The following is an 18,715-nucleotide window of genomic DNA, read 5'->3' on the forward strand; positions in this document are numbered from 1 at the left end:
CCCTGAACCCGCAGGTCAGAGAAGATCACCATGTCGCGTGCCGCGAGATGTTACACCCACGTTCCGCCACCTCTACCAAGCTCAGGGCCGGTCCCCCTCCACCCTCGCCGAGCAATACCAGGCCCATCGCCGTCACATCAGCACTTTCCCCGCCGCCTACGGCATCCCGCTCACCCGCGCCTGGCTCGCCGTCTCCCGATCCCTGGCTATGAAAGGGGAATCGGTGTCGGCGAGCCAGGCATGATCGGACTCACGCTAGCGGACATCCGGCGCTTGCCCACCAAGCTGATCCTGCGTGTCACCGACGCAGTCGACCACGTCTGGGCCTGGTCTCGCTGGCGCCGCCGACGACAACACCAAGTCCGGCTCAGCCACTGCTCCGCATCGAGCCCAGTGTTCGGTGAAGTTGCTGGCGCTGACTTCCAACGGGTCCGTATTGGACAGACCTTGTTTCCGATACCCGGCGAAAGCATGATCCATTGCCCGGGTCGCTGGATGGACAGCCGAGCGTCACTCCCGTTGTAGATCTTGACCGTCGCCGTGCGGAACCGGACATCCGGGTGGTTCATGTACTGGCCGAGTTGACTGCCGTACGTGAGTCGCTCGGACACGAAGTCAGCGAAGGGCTGAAGGTAGTCCGTAGCGCCGCCGTTGGGATGAGTCCAGAATCCCGAGAAGCTCCGGCCGTTGTCCAGGTCTGACATGGTCATTGCTCACGCCGACCCATTGCGACATGCTCTCCTCCGAGCACGTGGACAGGTAATAGCTCGGCGCCCGTGATTGAGCTGTGCGCCCCCGAGTACGTCTGGCCCGACGCAGCTGTCGCGCGGTAGCCGCTGTACGGCCCGACGCCGTCGATGTCAGGCCTCCAGCCGTCGTAGAGCAACGCGCATCGGCAAGCCCCTCCACGCCGCCGGAATGTCCGCCGAGGCTCAGCGGGCGATGGTGCGCATCAGCGTTTCGAGGTCGCGTTCACCTTCGCGTGTCTGAACCCCGTTCGGCACCGCCGCGGCCATCAGCTTCTGCACGGCCGGCGATTCGACCTGAGACGCCCACGCGTCGTGCTCGCGCAGGTATCCGGCGGTGAGGTCGTCGGCGGGCAAAGCCTGCTTCACCGCGGCGATGACCCCGTCGGGTAGCGCGGCGATGTTGCGGGCGACCCGATCGACGAAACCGCGCAGCTCGGCGGCCGGCACAGCCCGGTTGATCCAGCCGTAAGCCGCGGCGGTCTGGGCGTCGAACAGGTCTGCGGCCAGGACGATCTCCAGAGCGCGGTTGCGCCCGACCCGCTCACGCAAGTACTGCGTGCCGCCACCACCCGGAACGATGCCCATGAGCGCCTCGACCTGGCCGAGCCCAGCCGTCTCCGCCGCGGCGAAGGCCATGTCCGCGGCCGCGACGAACTCCGCGCCACCGCCGCGGGCCTTGCCCGCGAGCTCGACGATCGTCACCTGGGGCTGGTGGCGCAGCAGCTCGCCGACGGCCTGGAACACATTGACCCCCTCGGGTGCTGCCTTGGCGAGTTCGTCGAGGCCGTCGGCATCCTCCAGGATCAGCATGTCGACGTGGGCGAGGAAGAACTCGGGGTCGGCGCTGGCGAAGACGACGACCCGGACCGAAGGATCGTCACGGAACCCGTCGAGCAGGGTGCGCAGCTCCCGCATCATCGTCGCGCCGAGCACGTTCACCGGCGGGTTGTGCAGCACGACGCGGGCGACCCCGCGATCGGTGCTCACGTGCAGGGTCGAGTAGGGCTGTTCGGTCATCACGGATCCCTTTCGTTACTGATCGGCCTGTAGGTTTGCGATGCATACCCATGCTGGTCAGCACGACGATGAAGATCAAGAACGCACTTTGGGAGAACCAGGGATCATGAGGGATACCTACCTGCTCGGCGAGGCCGCGGACGTCACCGGCGGCCGGGTCGTGTTCCGCTCGGACTGTCCCAGCCGGCCGATCCTCGACCAGATCGCGGACAAGTGGTCCATGATGATCATGGCGGTGCTGGAGCAGCCGACGCGGTTCAACGAGCTGATGCGCCGGCTGGAGGGGGTCACCCAGCGGGTGCTCACCCAGTCGCTGCGCCGCCTGGAACGCAACGGGATGATCCGCCGCACCGTGCTGCCGACCTCGCCGGTCGGCGTCGAGTACTCCCTGACCCCGCTGGGCGAGTCACTGCGGGAGCCGTTCGGTCACCTCTACTCCTGGACGGTCGACCACAGCGCACAGATCCAGCAGGCCCAGCAGACTTACGACCACCGCACCGACCGCGGGTCCGCACCGTGAACTCGGCGGTACGTCGAACCACCCGGGTGACGGCCACCCGCACCACCACCTGTCATCCGGGCCCGGCTTTCGGACGCGCGAAGAGTCGCCGTCGACGCTGAGCGTGCCTGTGGCGGCGGACGAGCGCCGCGGAGGAACAGCGGACTTGTCCATAGGTTGTCCGCAATCGCGGCGAGTTGACTTGGCGGACGGGTGACGCGTGGTGGCGTCGTGCTCGACGAACTGGTGTCCCACGCACTGCGGCACGGAACGCCGCCCCGGCAGGTGCGACCTCTGCACCGCGTCAACCGGCCGAGGCCTCGCCCTGGTCGAACGGTGCGCGGTCGCCTGGGGCCAAGAAGAGCAGCGGCACACCCGGGAAGACGGTCTGGGCCGAGATCGTGCTCGTTGCCGCGGTGCTCGGTGCCCATCGGCCGACGACGACGGGGCCCGATGCCGGCTGAGAGGTACGCGATCAGCCGCCGGGGAGGAGGTGATCGAGCACCCCGTCGAGGCCGACTCCGAACAGGTCGTCGTCCGTCCATTCGGCAGCTGCTGTCCAAGCCCGGTGCCTTCCCCGGCCCCATCAAGCAGAACCTGCTCTACCGCAGCGTCATCGCCGCCTGTGACCGCGGCGACGGACTCGCCGACGGTGTCGTGTCCCACCCGGACGGTTGCCACTTCGACCCCGCGACCCTGCGCTGCCCCGGCGGATCCGACACTGCGGACACCTGCCTGTCCGACACCCAGATCAACGCCATCGTGCGGATCTCCTCCCCTCTGTACTGGAACTATCCGATCCGCAGCGGCGAGCACGGCTATCCGGGCTTCCCGTTCCTGTCCGGCGCGACCATGACCACCGCACTGCTGGGCATGGGCACCCAGGCACCGGCCTCGCCGATGCCGACCACGGCCGGCTACGGACCCCAGTTCTGGGACCAGTGGGTCCGTTTCTTCGTCACCCGCACCCCGGCCTACAACTCGCTCACTCTCGACCCACGCGACCCCGGTCGCTGGTTGCAGCGCATCAGCTCGCTCTCGGCGCTGCAGGACGTCAACAACCCCGACCTGCGCCCGTTCGCCCGCGCCGGGGGAAAGCTGCTGCTCCTGCACGGCGCCGCCGACGAACTGGTCAGCCCCCGCGCCACCGCGCAGTACTTCGACCGCGTCCAGCAGACCGTCGGCCGCCAGGCCACCGACCGGTTCGCTCGCTTCTACGTCGTGCCCGGCGCCAACCACGTCAACGTCGGTGCCGCCTTCGCCGCCGGCTGGGACTCCCTGACCGCGCTGGAGAACTGGACCGAACACGGCACCGCGCCGGCCCGCCCGGTCGTCACCGACGTGAACCCGGCCAACGGGCACCGCACCCGTCCCCTGTGCCCGTACCCCACCTGGCCCCGCTACGTCGCCGGGGACCCGAACGCCGCCGGCAGCTTCACCTGCCGGCGATAACGCAACCCCGCGCCACCATCCATCCACAGTGGAATCTCACTGACCTCAGGAGCTCGCCATGACCAGCACCAACGAGCACTCCACCGCGTCCCCGCCGCGGACCGGCCTCGGTCGCGTCGTCGCCGCCAGCCTCATCGGCACCGCCGTCGAGTGGTACGACTTCTTCCTTTACGGCTCCGCCGCCGCGCTGGTGTTCAACAAGCTGTTCTTCCCCACCAGCGACCCGCTCGTCGGCGTGATGCTCGCCTTCCTCACCTACGCCCTCGGCTTCGTCGCCCGCCCCATCGGCGGCCTGGTGTTCGGCCACTTCGGCGACCGCGTCGGCCGCAAGAAGCTGCTCATGCTGAGCCTCCTGCTCATGGGCACCTCCACCGCCGCGATCGGCCTGCTCCCCACCTACGGCAGCATCGGCATGTGGGCGGCGATCCTGCTGACCACGCTGCGGCTGGTGCAAGGCTTCGCCGTCGGTGGCGAATGGGGCGGCGCCGTCCTGCTGATCAGTGAGCACGGCTCCGCCGAGCGCCGCGGATTCTGGGCCAGCTGGCCCCAGGCCGGCGTCCCGGTCGGCAACCTGCTCGCCACCGCGGTGCTCGCGATCCTCGCCGCGACCATGGACGACGCGACCTTTCTGGCCTGGGCTGGCGCATCCCGTTCCTGCTCTCCGCGGGCCTGGTCGTCCTCGGTTTCTGGATCCGCAACGCCGTCGAAGACGCGCCCGCCTTCGTCAAAGCCAAGGCGCTCGCCGAGGCCGGTGAGACTCCGCGCCGGGCGCCGGCCCTGGAAGCCCTGCGCCGCTACCCCAAGCAGATCCTCATCTGCATGGCCGCCCGCGTCGGGGAGAACGTCTCCTACTACGTCATCACCGCGTTCGTCCTCACCTACGTCACCACCCACCTGAAGATGTCCAGCGGTGTGGTCATGGGCGCTCTGCTCGTCGCCAACGCCGTGCACCTCGTGGCGATCCCCGCCTTCGGGGCGCTGTCCGACCGCGTCGGCCGGCGGCCCGTCTACCTGGCCGGCGCGATCGGCACTGCCGTGTGGGCGCTGCTGTTCTTCCGGTTCCTCGACACCCGCCAGCCCGTCCTCATCACCGTCGCGGTCGTCGGCGGCCTCGTCATGCACGCCGCCATGTACGGCCCGCAGGCGGCGTTCTTCGCCGAACAGTTCGACATCACCGTCCGCTACAGCGCGACGTCCATCGGCTACCAGGTCACCTCCATCTTCGCCGGTTCCCTGGCGCCGATCATCGCCGTCGCACTGCTCAAGAGCTATGGCACCGCGACCCCCATCGCCATCTACATCATCGCCGCCGCTGTCTCCGCACTCGGTGTCCTCGCCGCCAAGGAAACCCGCCCGCGCAATCTGGCCGACGTTCCATCGAAGGTCGCCGCCGCCAGGAAGTCGGCGCCGACGCCGAGCGCCCAGCCGGAGACGGCGAGATGCTGTGGCGAGACCGAGGTACCTCGGGCCGGCAGTTCAGCGTGTCAGGTGACTGAGCGCTGACGAGATCCGTGGCTATGATCCTGCGCATGGTGACACCACATCGGGGACCGGTCCCGCGTATCGTCGAGAAAGCAACCGCTTAGTAGGCTCGCGAGCGGCAACCAACCCGCTTCTCAACGACGAGGAGGTCCTCCGTGACCGATTCCCCTTCCCGTGTCGCCGTGGTCACCGGGGCCGGCCGTGGCATCGGGGCCGCTGTCGCCGCCCGGCTGGCCGCTGACGGCTTCGCCGTCGGGCTGCTCGACCTGGACGAGGCCGGCGTCAAGCAGGGTGCCGACGCGATCGTCGCCGAGGGCGGCAAGGCCGTCGGCGTGACGCTCGACGTCAGTGACGCCGAGCAGGTGGACGCCGCCGTCGCGCGGGTGGCCGAGGAGCTCGGCGCGCCGACCGTGCTGATCAACAACGCCGGCATCACCCGCGACAACCTCATCTTCAAGATGACCGAGCAGGACTGGGACTCCGTGCTCGGCGTCCACCTCAAGGGCTCGTTCCTGATGACCCGCGCGGTCCAGAAGCACATGACGGCGGAGAAGTGGGGCCGGATCGTCAACCTGTCCAGCACCTCGGCGCTCGGCAACCGCGGTCAGGTCAACTACTCCGCGGCCAAGGCCGGCATGCAGGGCTTCACCAAGACCCTCGCGATCGAGCTGGGCAAGTTCAACGTCACGGCGAACGCGATCGCCCCGGGCTTCATCGCCACCGACATGACGGCGGCGACGGCCGAGCGGATCGGCATGTCGTTCGACGACTTCAAGGCGGCCGCCGCGTCGCAGATCCCGGTGCAGCGCGTCGGCACGCCGGACGACATCGCCAACCTGGCGTCGTTCCTGGTGAGCGACGGCGCCGGGTTCATCTCGGGCCAGGTCATCTACGTCGCCGGCGGACCGAAGGACTGAGGCGGATGCGCGAATTCGACAACCTCGACGCCTTCGCCGCCGCGGTCGGCGAGCACCTCGGCTACAGCGACTGGCACACGATCACCCAGGACCGGGTGAACAAGTTCGCCGACGCCACCGACGACCACCAGTGGATCCACGTCGACGAGGCGATGGCGGCCGCGGGGCCGTTCGGCGGCACCATCGCCCACGGCTTCCTGACGCTCTCGCTGCTCTCGGCGTTCGGCCCGAAGATCTACCGGGTCAACGGCATCAAGATGGGCATCAACTACGGCCTCAACAAGGTCCGCTTCCCACAGCCGGTGAAGGTCGGCTCGAAGGTGCGCGCCGGGGCCGAGCTGGTCGAGATCACCGACATCGACGGCGGCAAGCAGGCGGTGTCGCGGTGGACCGTGGAGATCGAGGGTGCGGCGAAGCCCGCGTGCGTCGCCGAATGGGTGACGCGCTTCCTCGCGTGACACCCGCCCAAGCGCATCTTTCCCTGGGAAAGTGACGTCCGAAGGGCCCCTGGACGTATCTTTCCTAGGGAAAGTGACGCTTTACCGGGTCTACCTTGCGCCATACCGACTGGTCGGTATCATCGCCGGAAAGAAGTCTGAGGAGGCTGGATGAGCACCGATCCGCCGGGTCTCGACCTGGGCCGGCTGCGCGCCCACCTGGACGCGCGGCGGCCCGGGCTGGTCGCCGGGGAGCTGACCGCGGACGTCGTCGAAGGCGGCCGGTCGAACCTCACCTACGTGGTGGGCGACGGCCGGTCGCGCTGGGTGGTGCGCCGCCCGCCGCTCGGGCACGTGCTGCCCACGGCGCACGACATGACCCGCGAGTTCCGGGTGATCTCCGGGCTGCGCGACACGCGCGTCCCGGTGCCCGAGGCGCTCCTGCTGTGCGAGGACCCCGACGTCGTCGGGGCGAGCTTCTACGTCATGAGCTTCGTCGAGGGCACGCCCTACCGGACGGCCGACGAGCTGGCCGCGCTCGGCGCCGGGCGTACCCGGGCCATCGCCGACGCGCTGGTCGACACGCTCGTCGACCTGCACGCGGTGGACCCGGTCGCGGCCGGGCTGGGCGACTTCGGCCGGCCCGAGGGCTTCCTGGAGCGGCAGCTGCGACGGTGGAAGAAGCAGCTCGACGCCTCGCGCAGCCGCGACCTGCCGGGCATCGACGAGCTGCACGAGCGGCTCGCCGAAGCCGTGCCGGTGTCCGGGAAGCCGTCGATCATCCACGGCGACTACCGGCTCGACAACGTCCTCGTCGACGGCGAGGACCGGATCTCGGCGGTGCTCGACTGGGAGATGTCGACGCTGGGCGACCCGCTGACCGACCTCGCGCTGCTGGTGGCCTACGCCGAGCGGGACAAGGTGTCGCTGCAGTTCGTGTCGAACGCCGGCTCGGCGCCCGGCTACCCGAGCACCGACGAGGTCGTCGCCCGCTACGCCGAACGCTCGGGGCGCGACGTCTCGCAGCTCGGCTGGTACGTCAGCTTCGCCTTCTTCAAGCTGGCCGTGATCCTGGAAGGCATCTACTACCGCTACCAAAAGGGCCAGACGGTCGGGGCGGGCTTCGAAGGCGTCGGAGCCGGCGTCCCGCTGCTCATCTCGCACGGCAACGAGATTCTCAACGAGGAGAAGTAATGGACTTCGCGTTCGACGCCAAAACCGAGGAGCTGCGCGCGAAGCTCCTCGAGTTCATGGATTCCCACGTCTACCCGGCCGAGGCCGTGTTCGAGCGGCAGCTGGCCGAGCGCGACGACCCGTGGGCCATCCCACCGGTCATGGACGAGCTCAAGGCCGAGGCGCGCAAGCGCGGGCTGTGGAACTTCTTCCTGCCCGGCGACCACGGCGCGGGCCTGACCAACCTGCAGTACGCGCCGCTCGCCGAGATCACCGGCCGCAGCATCCGGCTGGCCCCGACCGCGGTCAACTGCGCCGCGCCCGACACCGGGAACATGGAAGTCCTGGCCATGTTCGGCAACGACGACCAGAAGAAGCAGTGGCTGGAGCCGTTGCTCAACGGCGAGATCCGCTCCGCGTTCGCGATGACCGAGCCGGACGTCGCCTCCTCCGACGCCCGCAACATCGAGACGAGCATCCGCCGCGACGGCGACGAGTACGTCGTCAACGGCCGCAAGTGGTACATCTCCGGCGCGATGAACCCGGCCTGCAAGATCTTCATCGTGATGGGCAAGACCGACACCGAAGCCGCGCCACACAAGCAGCAGAGCATGATCCTGGTCCCCCGCGACGCCCCGGGCCTGACGGTCAAGCGCGGCATGCACGTCTTCGGCTACGACGACAGCGACCACGGCGGCCACGCCGAGGTGCTGTTCGAGGACGTCCGCGTGCCGGTCGAGAACCTCATCGCCGGCGAGGGTGACGGCTTCGCCATCGCCCAGGCGCGGCTCGGGCCGGGCCGGATCCACCACTGCATGCGCGCCATCGGGATGGCCGAACGCGCACTGGAGCTCATGTGCCGCCGCGCGATCTCGCGCGAGGCGTTCGGCAAGCCGATCGCGCAGCAGGGTGTCGTGCAGGACTGGATCGCCGAGTCCCGGGTGCGCATCGAGCAGCAGCGGCTGCTGGTGCTCAAGACCGCGTGGCTGATGGACACCGTCGGCAACCAGGGCGCGCACACCGAGATCCAGGCGATCAAGATCTCGACGCCGTCCGCGGTGGAGTGGATCCTGGACAAGGCCGTGCAGGTGCACGGCGCCGGGGGCGTCAGCCAGGACTTCCCGCTGGCCGCGATGTGGGCGGGCAACCGCACGCTGCGCCTGGCCGACGGGCCGGACGAGGTCCACAAGCGGTCCCTGGCCCGCCGTGAGCTGAAGAAGTACCTGTCGGAGGGCGCGAAGTGACTGTCACCGCCGAAGAACTGACCGGCCAGGTCCGCGAGTTCCTGGCCGCGCACGACCCGAAGACCACGGACCGGATGGACTTCCTGCGGGCCCGCTACGACGCGGGTCTCGCCTGGATCCACTTCCCCGCCGGGCTCGGCGGGCAGGACGCGCCGCGCGCGCTGCAGTCCGTTGTGGACGGTCTCTTTGTCGACGCGGGCGCGCCGGACAACAACCCGCGCCGGATCGGCATCGGCCTGGGCATGGCCGCGCCGACCATCCTCGCCTTCGGCACGCCGGAGCAGCGCGAGCGCTTCCTGCGTCCACTGTGGACCGGCGACGAGGTGTGGTGCCAGCTGTTCAGCGAGCCGGGCGCCGGCTCCGACCTGGCCGCACTGGGCACCCGCGCGGTGCGCGACGGCGACGACTGGATCGTCACCGGCCAGAAGGTGTGGACGTCGGGCGCGCACGAGTCGCAGTGGGCGATCCTGGTCACCCGCACCGACCCGGACGTGCCGAAGCACCAGGGCATGACGTACTTCATGTGCGACATGAAGGCGCCGGGCGTCGAGGTCCGGCCGCTGCGCCAGATCACCGGCGAGGCCGAGTTCAACGAGGTCTTCCTGACCGAGGTCCGCATCCCGGACACGCAGCGGCTCGGCGCCGTCGGCGAGGGCTGGAAGGTCGCGCAGACCACGCTGATGAACGAGCGCGTCGCGATCGGCGGGCACGTTCAACCGCGCGAGGGCGGGCTGGTCGGGATCGTCGCCAAGACCTGGCGCGAACGTCCCGAGCTGCGCACGCCGGAACTGCGTGACCGGCTCGTGCAGCGCTGGGTCGAGGCGGAGACGCTGCGCCTGGCCGGCACCCGGCTGCGTCAGCAGCTCACCGCCGGTGCGCCCGGCCCCGAGGGCTCGGCCATGAAGGTCGCGTTCTCGGAGCTGAACCAGGCGCTCACCGGCCTGGAGGTCGAACTGCTCGGCGAAGAGGGCCTGGCCTACGACGACTGGTCGTTCCGGCGCCCGGCGATCGTCGACTTCACCGGCCGCGAGGCGGGCTACCGCTACCTGCGCGCGAAGGGGAACTCCATCGAGGGCGGCACCTCGGAGGTCCTGCGCAACATCATCGCCGAGCGCGTGCTCGGTCTCCCGTCGGAGCCGCGCGTCGACAAGGACGTCGCCTGGAAGGACCTGCCCCGATGACCGACTTGCTCTATTCAGACGTCGAGGAAGACCTGCGGGCCAGCGTCCGGGACCTGCTCAAGGCCAAGGCCGACGCGGCCACGCTGCTGGCGCGCATCGAGACGGCCGAGGGGTACGACCTGAAGCTGTGGCGCACCCTGGCCGCCGACCTCGGCGTCGCCGGGCTGGCGGTGCCGGAGGAGCGCGGCGGGCACGGCGCGTCGGCCCGCGAGGTCGCCGTCGTGGCCGAAGAGCTGGGTCGCAGCGTCGCGCCGGTGCCGTTCCTCGGCAGCGTCGTGCTGGCGACGACGGCGTTGCTGCACACCGACGACGGCGAGTTCGTCGGCCGGTTGGCCGCGGGCGAGGCGATCGGCGCGCTGGCCGTGCCGCTGTCGACGACGCCGGGGGCGGGCTTCCCGTCGTCTGTGACCGCGACCGGCGGGACCTTGACCGGCCGGGTCGGCACGGTCGCCGACGCGTCGGTGGCCGACCTGCTGGTCGTCCCGGCCGCCGGCCCGGACGGGCCCGCACTGTACGTCGTCGAGGCGTCGGCGGCGACGGTCACGGAGCTGGTCTCCTTCGACCTGACGCGGCGGGTGGCCGACGTCGTGCTGGAGAACGCGCCGGCGGTCCTGGTGGCCTCGGGTGAGCAGGCCGCGGGCGCGCTGGAGCAGGCGTTGCTCGCCGGCGCGGGCATCCTGGCGTCGGAGCAGACCGGGATCGCCGAGTGGGCGCTCACCGAGACCGTGCGCTACCTCAAGGGCCGTTACCAGTTCGGCCGGCCGGTCGGCGGGTTCCAGTCGCTCAAGCACCGGCTGGCGAACCTCTACACCGACCTGGTGCTGGCCCGCGCGACCGCGCGCAACGCGGCGGACGCGCTGGCCTCGGGCGTCGACGTGCCGATCGCGGTCTCGGTCGCCCAGGCCCGCAACGCGCCGATCGCGGTCAAGGCCACCGAAGAGGCGATCCAGCTGCACGGCGGGATCGGGATGACCTGGGAACACCCGGCGCACCTCTACCTCAAGCGCGCCAAAGCCGACGAGATCGCGCTCGGCACCCCGGGCCGCCACCGCGCCCGCCTGGCCGACCTGGTCGACCTGCCCGCCTGACCTGCACGATCGCGCGTGGCACCGCCGCGACACCCGGTGTTCCGGTTGTGTCACGCGCGATCCGGTAGATCCCGGTGATCCCTTGACGTCCCCCGTTTCCGGGTGCTGAGGTGAACACGCCTGGGGGTGGCTACCGGTTGCCCCCGCGTTTCGAGGGGGATCCACCGATGTTGCGCACCCACGTGCGGCGATCGACGCTGCCCGGAAGAAGAAGACGGGCGGTCGCGCTGCTGACCGCCACGCTGCTGCTCACCGGGACGGCGGCCGTGCTGCCGGCCGCCGCCTCGGCCGCCGAGCCGCCGCCCCTGCCCGTGAAGACGCTGTCGCGGTCGTCCTGGGCTTTCACCGACGCCGCCGATCCCTTGCACGTCAAGGTGAACGCCCCCGGCGACGCGCCGGTCGGCGCGAGCGTGGCCGCCACGGGACCCCACGCGTCCCGGTCGTACTACACGCTCGACCTGACCTCGTTGCGCGGCAAGCACGTCGTCTCCGCCGCCCTGACCATCCCGGAGAAGCGCGCCACCGACTGCGCGCACCGCGCGGTCGAACTCTGGTCGACCGCCCCGCTCACCGGGAAGTCGTCGTGGGCCAAGCCGCCCGCCGAGCTGGCCAAGCTGGCGACGGCCGGGGCGTCCTCCGGCGGCTGCCCGGCCGATCTCGGCGGCCTCGACCTCACCGCCGCCGTCGCGAAAGCCGTGCAGGCCGGGGAAAAGACGCTCACGCTCGAGCTGCGGGTCCCCGCGGCGCACGAGCTGGACCCGCGCTACGGCCGCTGGTTCGCGAACGACGTCAGCCTGAAGGTCTCCTACAACACGCCACCGAGCGTGCCGGCGAACCTGCGCACGGCCTACCCCGACGCGCCGTGCGCGACGACCGCGCCCGGGGTGTTCACCCGCGCCCACGACATCCCGATCACCGGGCACTACGCCGACGTGACGGATCCGGATCCGGGCCAGGACCTGGTCGCGCACTGGGAGATGTGGTCGGTGGACGACCCGTCGGTGCGCCGCGACCTCGACTGGCCGGTGACCGACGGGCAGGCCTACGCCCAGTTCGACAACCCGGGACTGCCGGCCGACCACACCTACGCGTGGCGGCTGCAGGTCACCGACGGCGTCGACACCTCGGACTGGTCGCCGACCTGCTACCTCACCCCGGACAGCGTCAAGCCGGAGGTTCCCGACGTCACCTCCGAGGTCTACCTCACCGACAGCCCGTGGGACCCGCGCGGCGGCATCGGCGTGCCGGGACAGTTCACGTTCACGGCGCACGGGTCCACCGACGTCGCCCGGTACGAATACCGCTTCACCGGCCAATCCGACTGGACCTCGGTGCCCGCGGAATCCCTCGGCGGACCGGCCACGGTGACGTTCACGCCGACCGACTCCGGCTCGTTCTCGGTCGGGGTCCGCAGCGTGGACCGCGGGAACAACTACTCCTACGAGCAGTACCGGAGCTTCACCGTCCGGGACATCCGGCCGTACGTCTGGTCGTCGCTCTACTACCCGACCGGAAGCACCAACCCGGCGGGCAACGTCGGCGTGCCGGGCGTGTTCGACTTCAGCCCCGGGCTGCCGGACACCGTGAGCTACACCTACCACCTGGAGAACGCGCCGGAGCAGACCGTGGCCGCCGGCGCCGACGGCGAAGCCCATGTGACGCTGGCGCCGGCGCACGGCGGCGAGAACGTGCTGTACGTGCGCAACACCGGCGCCGACGGGACGGTTTCGCGCTACCGCGAGTACCGGTTCCAGGTCGACACCGCGCCGGTCATCGAGTCGGCCGACCTGGTCAAGATCGGCTCGGCGACGCCGTTCCGGCTGACCCCGCGGCTGGCCGGGACGACGTCGTACACCTACTGGTTCACCGACGACCAGGACCGGCCGATGGGTGACCCCGTCACCGTGCCCGCGACGGCCGACGGCACCGCGTCCTTCGTCTGGACACCGCTGAAGCAGGCTTCGGTCGCCCTGCGGGCGCGCAGCACCGACGCGGCGGGCACGCAGTCCGAGGTGCGGTACAAGAGCCTGTCGATCGACGGAGTCGCGCCGTACGTCACGCGCACCAGTGGTGCGGACGCGCCCGGACAGCCGGGCACGTTCACGTTCCGTTCGTCGATGGAGAACATCGCCGAGTACGTCTACTGGCCGTCCACCGACCCGGCGCACAAGCTGACCGTGCCGGCCCGGCCGGACGGCACGGCCGAGGTCACCTGGACGCCCACCGAGGCCGGGAACGTCTGGTTCACCGCGCAGGCCCGCAACACCGCGGGGGTGCTCTCGGCCGAGGGCTCGACGTCCTTCACCGTCTACGACAGCCCGGTCGTGACGTCGGCGGACTTCGTCCGGGAGCCGGCCGGCCCGATGCGGCCCGGCACGTTCCGGCTGACCTCGCGGATGGCGGGCACGGTGGCGTTCGAGTTCGCGGTGGACAGCTACACCACCACGGACGTCCCGGCGGGGCCGGACGGCACGGCGACCGCGGCGTACACGCCGCCGACGTCCGGCTACCACACCGTCTACGTGCGGGCCCGGGCCGCGGACGGCCGGACGTCCGGCTGGGGGTACTACTCGTTCACCGTGACCGACAAGCCGGTGGTGTCCTCGGCGAGTTACCCCGAAGACCAGGGCTCCGTCGGAACGGGGGTGCCGGGGACCTTCTCTTTCGCCCCGAACGCGCCCGGAATGACCGAGTACGTCTACCAGGTGCACCGGAGCTGGCCGGAGAGCACCGACGAGCCCGAGCGCACGGTGCCGGCCGGGGCGGACGGGACGGCGTCGATCGACTGGACCCCGGAGAGCTACGGCAGCTACTACTTCACGGTCCAGGGCCGGCGGGCCGACGGCGGCCTCACCGAGACGGCGTACTACGCGTTCTCCGTCCAGGACCCGCCGGTGTCGGGCGACTGAGCGCCACCGGGCGGGGCTTTCCGGACCGGTGAGCCCCGCCCGTTTACATGAATCGCATTCATACTCTTTCCGGTTTTCGCTCAGATGAGCGACAAATATGTGAGCTAGACCACTGCGAGGGCAAAAGGGTGGCAAAAGTGCCCTTCTTCCCATGGTTCGACGCGGTGGATGCGATCTAGCCTGGGCGCCATGGAATTCGCCGTCGCGCCGACGGAAGCCGGGCCGCCCGGCACGCTCGAAGAACTGGACATCGCCGTCGGCGACCACCACCACAGCGCGCTCGCGGCCGGGCCCGCGTCGGGCGAATTCGTCCTGTTACTGCACGGCTGGCCCGAATTCGCCGACGCCTGGACCGAGCAGCTGCACGCCCTCGGCGAGGCCGGCTACCGCGCGGTGGCCGTCGACCAGCGGGGCTACGCCGTGGGCGCGCGCCCGGACGACGTCGCGGCCTACACCATCGAGCAGCTGGTCAGCGACGCCCTCGCGTTCGCCGACAGCCAGGGCGCCGACCGGTTCCACCTCATCGCCCGCGACTGGGGCGCCATGGTGGCGTGGACGCTCGCGACGACCCACCCGCACCGGCTGCGGTCCCTGGCCGTGCTCTCCACGCCGCACCCGGCGGCGCTGCAGCACGCGGCCGCGACCGACGACGGGCAGTTCCACGACCTCGGTTACATCCGGTTCTTCCGCCGCGGTGCCGGCAAAGCCGAGAAATACCTCTTACGCGACGGAGCCAAGCGGTTACGCGCGGTTTACGACAAGCGCATTCCCGTCGAATTCGTCGAACGCAACATCGCGCGCCTTTCCGAACCGGGCGCGCTGACCGCGACCCTGAACTGGTACCGCGGCGCGACGACCGACGCGTTCGACGTCCCGGCGGGCCGGATCACCGTCCCGACGCTCTACGTCTGGGGCAGCGAGGACCCCTGGCTCGGCCGCGGCGCCGCCGAGCTGACGGTGCACCACATCGACGCCGAGTACCGCTTCCAGATCATCGAGGGCGCCGGCCAGCTCCTGGCCTCGGAGACGGCCGACGAAGTGATCGCCCTGCTGCTGGACCACGTGGGCCGGCACTAGCCCGTCTTGGCGGCGAGCTGCCGGTAGGGCCGGTGCCGGTGGCCGGCGTGTGGTCGCGGACCAGGGTCGGCCACTGCCGCCAGGTGACGTCGGCGAGCGCGCCGATCAACCAGGTGGGCGCAGGGCGTCCAGCAGCAGGTCCGCGTAGTGGTCGCCGATCTGGCGGGCCGTCAGGGAGCCGCTGCGGTGGTACCAGGAGCCCAGGTGGTGCACCGAGCCGAAGAAGAAGTCGACGACGACGTCGGCCGGCTTGTCCGTGCGGAACTCCCCCGACGCCTGGCCCTCTTCGACCAGGCCGCGGAAGCGCTCGTGGTACTTGCGGCGCTCGGCGCGCACCGCCTTCTGCTTGTCCGGGGACAGCTGGTGCATCGACTGCAGGAAGATCGTGTTGTCGTCCAGGTTGTCGATGCTGGACACGACGACGTCGGACGCGGCCGCGGCCAGGCGCTCGCGCAGCGGCGCGCCCGACGAGGCGACGCTCTCCAGCTGCCGCGTCTGCTCGCGCAGCACCCGGGCGTAGATCTCGTAGAGCAGGTCGTCCTTCGAGCCGAAGTAGTGGTACATCGCGCCCTTGGTGACGCCCGCGGCCTCGACGATCTCCTGGACGGACGTGCGGTCGAAGCCCTTCTTCGCGAAGAGCTTCGTGGCCTGCTCCAGCAGGCGCCGCGGCACGGCGGCCTGCTCGTCGCCGGCCGCCTCGCCCGGTTTGCGGGCGCTTGCTCGCGTCATGGCAAGTCCCCCCATCTCCATCCATGCCCCCGCCACCACCCTCAACGGAGGCGCTTCGCGCCACGGTCCCACTCTGGATCGGACGCACAGGATATCGCTCACCCGAGGAACCGCCTCGGTACGTCCACGAGCATCGTCGTGATGTCGGCTTCACCCACCCCGCGTTCGCGCAGCGCGGGCAGCACGTCACGCGTGATGTGCAGGTAGTGCCAGTTCGGCGTCAGCACCGGCAGCTGGTCCTCGGGCAGCCAGTCGATGTAGCAGGACGCGTCGTGCGAGAGCACCATGCTGCCCGCGTACCCGCGTTCGCACATCGCCGCGACCGTGGCGACGCGCTCCTCGAACGGCAGCAGCAGGTCGAGGCCGAAGCGGTCCATGCCGAGGATCGAGCCGCGGTCGGCCAGCTCGGTCAGGTACCCGAGGTCGGTGGAGTCGCCCGAGTGCCCGATCAGCACGCGGCTCAGGTCGACGCCCTCGTCGGCGAAGATCGCCTGCTGCTCCAGCCCGCGCCGGCTGACGGCGTGGGTGTGCGTCATGATCGGCGCCCCGGTCTCGGCGTGCGCCTTCGCCACCGCGCGCAGCACGCGTTCGACACCCGGCGTCACGCCGGGCTCGTCGGTGGCGCACTTGAGCAGCCCGGCCTTGACGCCGGTGCCGGCGATGCCGTCGCGGATGTCCCCGACGAACATCCCGACGAGCGGGTCCTCACCCTGCAGCATCGTGCCGGGCCCGCGGAAGTGCAGGTAGTGCGGCACGTCGTTGTAGGTGTAGAGCCCGGTGGCGACGACGATGTTGACGTCCACCTCGGCGGCGACCCGCTGCACGCGCGGGATGTAGCGCCCGAGCCCGATCACCGTCGGGTCGACGATCGTGTCGATCCCGGCGTCCTTCAGCTCCTTGAGCCGCCGGATCGCCTCGGGGACGTGCTTGTCCTCCTGGAACCCTTCGTGCTCGGGGTAGTTGTCGACGAACTCGGGGCTGAGCACGAAGAGGTGTTCGTGCATCAGCACCCGGCCCAGTGCTTCCGACGCGATCCCGCCGCGGACGGTCTCGACCACGGCGCTATCCCCTCGCCCGCAGTTCGCGGCGCAGGATCTTGCCGCTGGTGGTCTTCGGCAGCTCGTCGAGCACCACGATGGTGCGCGGGTACTTGTAGGCCGCCAGCCGTTCCTTGCACCAGGCGACCAGCTCCGCCGGATCGGCGGTCACGCCGGGTGCCGGGCTGATGTACGCCTTGACCGTCTCGCCGCGGTAGTCGTCGGCGATGCCGACCACAGCGGCCTCGCGGACCGCCGGGTGCGTGTAGAGGACGTCTTCGACCTCGCGCGGCCAGACCTTGAAGCCGGACGCGTTGATCATGTCCTTCTTGCGGTCCACGACGTAGACCCAGCCGCGTTCGTCCATGAACCCGATGTCGCCGGTGAGCAGCCGCCCGCCGGGAATCGACTCGGCCGTGGCGTCCGGGCGGTTCCAGTAGCCGGACACGACCATCGGCCCTTCGACGGCGATCTCGCCGGGCTGCCCGAACGGCAGCTCCTCGCCGTGCTCGCCGAGGATGCGGACGATCGTGTCGGGCACCGGCAGGCCGATCGAGATGGTGCCGGACGCCGGGTCGATCGGCGCTTCGAGGTCGCCCGGGACGACGACGCAGCCGGCGGTCGTCTCGGTGAGGCCGTAGCCGTTGTGGATGTAGTGCCCGGTCTTCGCGCGGAACGCCTCGACGACGGCGGGCGGCAGCGCGGCGCCGCCGGAGTAGAGCAGCGAGAACGACGCGAAGTGCTCGCGGCTGAAGGACGGGTGGGCCATGAGCGCCATGTAGGCCGTCGACGGCCCGACCGTGTACGACGGCTCGTGCTCGAGGAAGGCGTCTAGCACGACGCCGGCTTCGAAGCGGTAGGCGAGCGAGAGCGTGCCCTCGATGTCGATCGCGGAGCCGACTTCGCAGACCATGCCGGTGATGTGGAACAGCGGCGCGAGCCCGAACAGCGTCGTGCCGGCGGGCAGGCCGCTGAAGGAGCCGAGCGCGGCGGCGTTCGTGCCGAGGTTGCCGTGGGTGTTGGTGGCGCCCTTCGGCGTCCCGCTGGTGCCGGAGGTGTAGCTGATGAGGGCGACGTCGTCGAGCGCGAACGCGGGCTCCGGCGGCTTCGGCCCGGGCGTCTTGGCGGCGTCGAGGAGTTCCGTGGCGCCCGGGGTCTCCTCGCGGACGACCTTGCCGAGCACGCGCTCGTCGTCGCGGGTCTGGAACTCGAGTTCGCTGGTGGTGAGGGCGATGGGCAGCGCGCTCGCCGTCGCGCCGATGTAGACGTTCCAGCCGCGCTGCGAGCAGACGATCGCCTTGACGCCGGCGTCGGTTAGCACGTGCGTCAGCTCGCGCTCGCGGTACATCGGGTTGACCGGCACGACGATCCCGCCGGCCTTCCACGCGCCGACCAGCGCGATGACGAACTGCGGGATGTTCTGCAGCACCAGGGCGAGCCGGTCGCCGCGCTCGAAGCCGTGGTGCGTGAGGTAGCGGGCGACGCCGTCGGAGAGCTCGTCGAGCTGCCGGTAGGTGAGCCGGCCGTCGAAGTAGACGACGGCGTCCCGGTCGGGCACGTGGTCCGCGGCCCGGCGGAAGGTCTCGGGCAGCGTGGTCGCCTCGACCGGTTCCAGGGGCCGTTCGCCGTAGCTCGCCAGCCACGGTTTCTCGTCGTACCAGCTCATCCCGTGACCTCCCTTGGACACCGACCGGTCGGTATGGCGACGCTAGGAGGCGGTGCTG

Annotated in this window: 14 protein-coding genes and 1 pseudogene; 11 read left to right on the forward strand and 4 right to left on the reverse strand. The window is 70.3% G+C overall.

The window, feature by feature from the left end:
• Positions 1-932: 932 nt before the first annotated feature.
• Positions 933-1,766, reverse strand: coding sequence for an enoyl-CoA hydratase/isomerase family protein (locus ACLJQZ_RS04150; RefSeq protein WP_410618674.1), 834 nt, complete (start codon positions 1,764-1,766; stop codon positions 933-935).
• Between the two features lie 106 nt (positions 1,767-1,872).
• Between ACLJQZ_RS04150 and ACLJQZ_RS04155 the strand changes: the two genes are divergently transcribed.
• The 11 genes and pseudogenes from ACLJQZ_RS04155 to ACLJQZ_RS04205 all read left to right on the forward strand — a co-directional run bounded on the left by ACLJQZ_RS04155 (position 1,873) and on the right by ACLJQZ_RS04205 (position 15,225).
• Complete coding sequence (locus ACLJQZ_RS04155) at positions 1,873-2,286, forward strand: winged helix-turn-helix transcriptional regulator (protein WP_410618676.1); 414 nt, start codon at positions 1,873-1,875, stop codon at positions 2,284-2,286.
• A gap of 432 nt (positions 2,287-2,718) precedes the next feature.
• Positions 2,719-3,717, forward strand: a complete 999-nt coding sequence (locus ACLJQZ_RS04160; protein ID WP_410618677.1) for a tannase/feruloyl esterase family alpha/beta hydrolase — start codon at positions 2,719-2,721, stop codon at positions 3,715-3,717.
• Positions 3,718-3,775: 58 nt separating this feature from the next.
• Positions 3,776-5,220: pseudogene (locus ACLJQZ_RS04165) on the forward strand (MFS transporter).
• A 134-nt stretch (positions 5,221-5,354) separates the two neighbouring features.
• Complete coding sequence (gene fabG, locus ACLJQZ_RS04170; RefSeq protein WP_410618678.1) at positions 5,355-6,116, forward strand: 3-oxoacyl-ACP reductase FabG; 762 nt, start codon at positions 5,355-5,357, stop codon at positions 6,114-6,116.
• 5 nt (positions 6,117-6,121) lie between these two features.
• Positions 6,122-6,574, forward strand: a complete 453-nt coding sequence (locus ACLJQZ_RS04175) for a MaoC family dehydratase (RefSeq protein ID WP_410618679.1) — start codon at positions 6,122-6,124, stop codon at positions 6,572-6,574.
• 150 nt (positions 6,575-6,724) lie between these two features.
• Entirely contained in the window at positions 6,725-7,747 is a 1,023-nt protein-coding gene (locus ACLJQZ_RS04180) for a phosphotransferase family protein (RefSeq protein WP_410618681.1), read from the forward strand.
• A complete protein-coding gene (locus ACLJQZ_RS04185; protein ID WP_410618682.1) occupies positions 7,747-8,970 on the forward strand; it encodes an acyl-CoA dehydrogenase family protein in 1,224 nt (407 codons plus the stop codon). The genes ACLJQZ_RS04180 and ACLJQZ_RS04185 overlap by 1 nt, the downstream gene beginning before the upstream one ends.
• Positions 8,967-10,151, forward strand: coding sequence for an acyl-CoA dehydrogenase family protein (locus ACLJQZ_RS04190; protein ID WP_410618683.1), 1,185 nt, complete (start codon positions 8,967-8,969; stop codon positions 10,149-10,151). The genes ACLJQZ_RS04185 and ACLJQZ_RS04190 overlap by 4 nt, the downstream gene beginning before the upstream one ends.
• A complete protein-coding gene (locus ACLJQZ_RS04195; RefSeq protein ID WP_410618684.1) occupies positions 10,148-11,239 on the forward strand; it encodes an acyl-CoA dehydrogenase family protein in 1,092 nt (363 codons plus the stop codon). The genes ACLJQZ_RS04190 and ACLJQZ_RS04195 overlap by 4 nt, the downstream gene beginning before the upstream one ends.
• Positions 11,240-11,406: 167 nt before the next feature.
• The gene (locus ACLJQZ_RS04200) at positions 11,407-14,148 is read left to right on the forward strand and encodes a hypothetical protein (protein WP_410618685.1); all 2,742 of its coding nucleotides are present in this window, start codon (positions 11,407-11,409) and stop codon (positions 14,146-14,148) included.
• 189 nt (positions 14,149-14,337) lie between these two features.
• Entirely contained in the window at positions 14,338-15,225 is an 888-nt protein-coding gene (locus ACLJQZ_RS04205) for an alpha/beta fold hydrolase (protein ID WP_410618687.1), read from the forward strand.
• Between the two features lie 105 nt (positions 15,226-15,330).
• Here the strand turns inward: ACLJQZ_RS04205 and ACLJQZ_RS04210 are convergent, their stop codons facing one another.
• From ACLJQZ_RS04210 to ACLJQZ_RS04220, 3 genes are all read right to left on the reverse strand, one after another.
• Entirely contained in the window at positions 15,331-15,954 is a 624-nt protein-coding gene (locus ACLJQZ_RS04210; protein ID WP_326948006.1) for a TetR/AcrR family transcriptional regulator, read from the reverse strand.
• Positions 15,955-16,052: 98 nt separating this feature from the next.
• Positions 16,053-17,012, reverse strand: a complete 960-nt coding sequence (locus ACLJQZ_RS04215) for a phosphotriesterase (RefSeq protein WP_410618689.1) — start codon at positions 17,010-17,012, stop codon at positions 16,053-16,055.
• 4 nt (positions 17,013-17,016) lie between these two features.
• The gene (locus tag ACLJQZ_RS04220; RefSeq protein WP_410618690.1) at positions 17,017-18,657 is read right to left on the reverse strand and encodes an AMP-binding protein; all 1,641 of its coding nucleotides are present in this window, start codon (positions 18,655-18,657) and stop codon (positions 17,017-17,019) included.
• Between the last annotated feature and the right edge of the window lie 58 nt (positions 18,658-18,715).

It is taken from the genome of Amycolatopsis sp. cmx-8-4 (assembly GCF_046548675.1).
GTDB lineage: Bacteria > Actinomycetota > Actinomycetes > Mycobacteriales > Pseudonocardiaceae > Amycolatopsis.

Bases quoted from the DNA above. Each gene is read 5' to 3' on its own strand.
- ACLJQZ_RS04150 (WP_410618674.1), bottom strand. From the start codon at position 1,766: ATGACCGAACAGCCCTACTCGACCCTGCACGTGAGCACCGATCGCGGG.
- ACLJQZ_RS04155 (WP_410618676.1), top strand. From the start codon at position 1,873: ATGAGGGATACCTACCTGCTCGGCGAGGCCGCGGACGTCACCGGCGGC.
- ACLJQZ_RS04160 (WP_410618677.1), top strand. From the start codon at position 2,719: ATGCCGGCTGAGAGGTACGCGATCAGCCGCCGGGGAGGAGGTGATCGA.
- ACLJQZ_RS04175 (WP_410618679.1), top strand. From the start codon at position 6,122: ATGCGCGAATTCGACAACCTCGACGCCTTCGCCGCCGCGGTCGGCGAG.
- ACLJQZ_RS04180 (WP_410618681.1), top strand. From the start codon at position 6,725: ATGAGCACCGATCCGCCGGGTCTCGACCTGGGCCGGCTGCGCGCCCAC.
- ACLJQZ_RS04185 (WP_410618682.1), top strand. From the start codon at position 7,747: ATGGACTTCGCGTTCGACGCCAAAACCGAGGAGCTGCGCGCGAAGCTC.
- ACLJQZ_RS04195 (WP_410618684.1), top strand. From the start codon at position 10,148: ATGACCGACTTGCTCTATTCAGACGTCGAGGAAGACCTGCGGGCCAGC.
- ACLJQZ_RS04200 (WP_410618685.1), top strand. From the start codon at position 11,407: ATGTTGCGCACCCACGTGCGGCGATCGACGCTGCCCGGAAGAAGAAGA.
- ACLJQZ_RS04205 (WP_410618687.1), top strand. From the start codon at position 14,338: ATGGAATTCGCCGTCGCGCCGACGGAAGCCGGGCCGCCCGGCACGCTC.
- ACLJQZ_RS04210 (WP_326948006.1), bottom strand. From the start codon at position 15,954: ATGACGCGAGCAAGCGCCCGCAAACCGGGCGAGGCGGCCGGCGACGAG.
- ACLJQZ_RS04220 (WP_410618690.1), bottom strand. From the start codon at position 18,657: ATGAGCTGGTACGACGAGAAACCGTGGCTGGCGAGCTACGGCGAACGG.